Source organism: Ornithinibacter sp. (genome assembly GCF_035443565.1).
Taxonomy (GTDB): Bacteria; Actinomycetota; Actinomycetes; order Actinomycetales; family Dermatophilaceae; genus Fodinibacter.
Genome location: NZ_DAORSO010000279.1, coordinates 1 through 1,947, shown reverse-complemented (window position 1 = coordinate 1,947; position 1,947 = coordinate 1). Strand labels below are relative to the sequence as shown.

Genomic DNA, 1,947 nt, shown 5'->3' with positions numbered 1-1,947 from the left:
GTGATGATCGCGGGCACGAAGAGGCACAGCAGGGCCGTGCGCACGACGACCTGGAGGGGGAAGGAGCCCGGGCGGACCTGCCACACCTGCAAACCGAGCAGTCGGTGGCCGACGGTTGATCCGGTGAGGCTGACCAGGACGATGTTCAGGGCCGCGAAGACCCCCATCAGCGCCCACGAACTCTGCGGCACCCCGAGCAGCAGGGGCGGCTCAGCCCCGGGCTCGAGGACGATGTCGTAGGGAAAGAGCCCGAAGACGATGAACAGGCACATCACCCAGTCGATGGCCCAGGCCGCGAACCGCCGCCCCAGCGACGCACCCTGGGGGGACAAGGCTTGAGGTGGCGACGTCACGGCATCCATCCTAGGTGGACGGCCGACGGGCCTCCGTCTCGGATGCCGTCCGCCAGTCGGGCGGCACATCTCACCTCTTGATACGTTGGGCCGCGTTACACCGGCGAAACATGAGGGTCACGGACGGGAAACCGCCGCTCCCTAAGGTCGTCACAACGCCCCAGGGCTGGCGCTCCAAGCCCCCCTTGCCCCGAACCAGGAGGTTCATCGTGTTCAGCTCCGCCGAGGAAGTCCTCGACTTCATCAAGGCCGAGGACGTCAAGTTCGTCGACGTCCGGTTCTGTGACCTGCCGGGGGTCATGCAGCACTTCAACGTGCCGGCCAAGACGGTTGACATCGACTTCTTCACCAACGGCCAGATGTTCGACGGGTCCTCGATCCGTGGCTTCCAGGCCATCCACGAGTCCGACATGAAGCTCGTGCCGGACCCCAAGAGCGCCTACCTCGACCCCTTCCGGGTCGAGAAGACGCTCATCATGAACTTCTCGATCGTCGACCCCTTCACGGGCGAGCCCTACAGCCGCGACCCGCGCAACATCGCCGCGAAGGCCGAGGCCTACCTGAAGTCCACCGGGATCGCCGACACCGCGTTCTTCGGTGCCGAGGCCGAGTTCTACGTCTTCGACGACGTGCGCTTCGAGACCAAGGCCAACGCCAGCTACTACTACATCGACTCCGTCGAGGCGGCCTGGAACACCGGGCGCGTCGAGGAGGGCGGCAACCGCGGCTACAAGACCCGCTACAAGGGCGGCTACTTCCCCGTCCCGCCGGTCGACCACTTCGCTGACACCCGCGACAAGATCTGCCTGAAGATGGAGGAGGTCGGCCTCGAGGTCGAGCGCAGCCACCACGAGGTGGGCACCGCCGGCCAGCAGGAGATCAACTACCGGTTCAGCACGCTGCTGCAGTCCGGCGACGACATGATGAAGTTCAAGTACGTCGTCAAGAACACCGTCTGGGAAGAGGGCAAGACCGCCACCTTCATGCCGAAGCCCATCTTCGGCGACAACGGCTCGGGCATGCACACCCACCAGTCCCTGTGGAAGGACGGCGAGCCGCTCTTCTACGACGAGCGCGGCTACGGCGGCCTCTCGGACCTCGCCCGCTGGTACATCGGCGGCCTGCTCAAGCACGCCCCGGCGCTGCTGGCCTTCACCAACCCGACGGTGAACTCCTACCACCGCCTGGTTCCCGGCTACGAGGCCCCGGTCAACCTCGTGTACTCCGCCCGCAACCGCTCCGCCTGCGTGCGCATCCCGATCGCCGGCGACAGCCCGAAGGCCAAGCGCATCGAGTTCCGCATCCCCGACCCGTCCTCCAACCCCTACCTGTGCTTCGCGGCGCAGCTCATGGCTGGCCTGGACGGCATCAAGAACCGCATCGAGCCCCCGGAGCCGGTGGACAAGGACCTCTACGAGCTGCCGCCGGAGGAGCACGAGGCCATCGCCCAGGTTCCCGGCTCACTGCCCGAGGTGCTGGACGCCCTCCAGGCCGACCACGAGTTCCTGCTCGAGGGTGACGTCTTCACCGAGGACCTCATCGCGACCTGGATCGAGTGGAAGCGCAAGAACGAGGTGGACCCGATCCGCTTCCG

Annotated in this window: 2 protein-coding genes; one reads left to right on the top strand and one right to left on the bottom strand. The window is 66.3% G+C overall.

Annotated features, from left to right (window positions below; genetic code table 11):
- Window positions 1-353: RDD family protein (locus tag PLL68_RS14445; RefSeq protein ID WP_324535274.1), on the bottom strand; the 353-nt coding region annotated here is incomplete at its 3' end.
- Between the two features lie 209 nt (window positions 354-562).
- On the opposite strand from PLL68_RS14445, the gene glnA reads away from it, so the two are divergent.
- On the top strand, window positions 563-1,947 hold a 1,385-nt coding region (glnA, locus tag PLL68_RS14440; protein ID WP_324535272.1), incomplete at its 3' end, for a type I glutamate--ammonia ligase.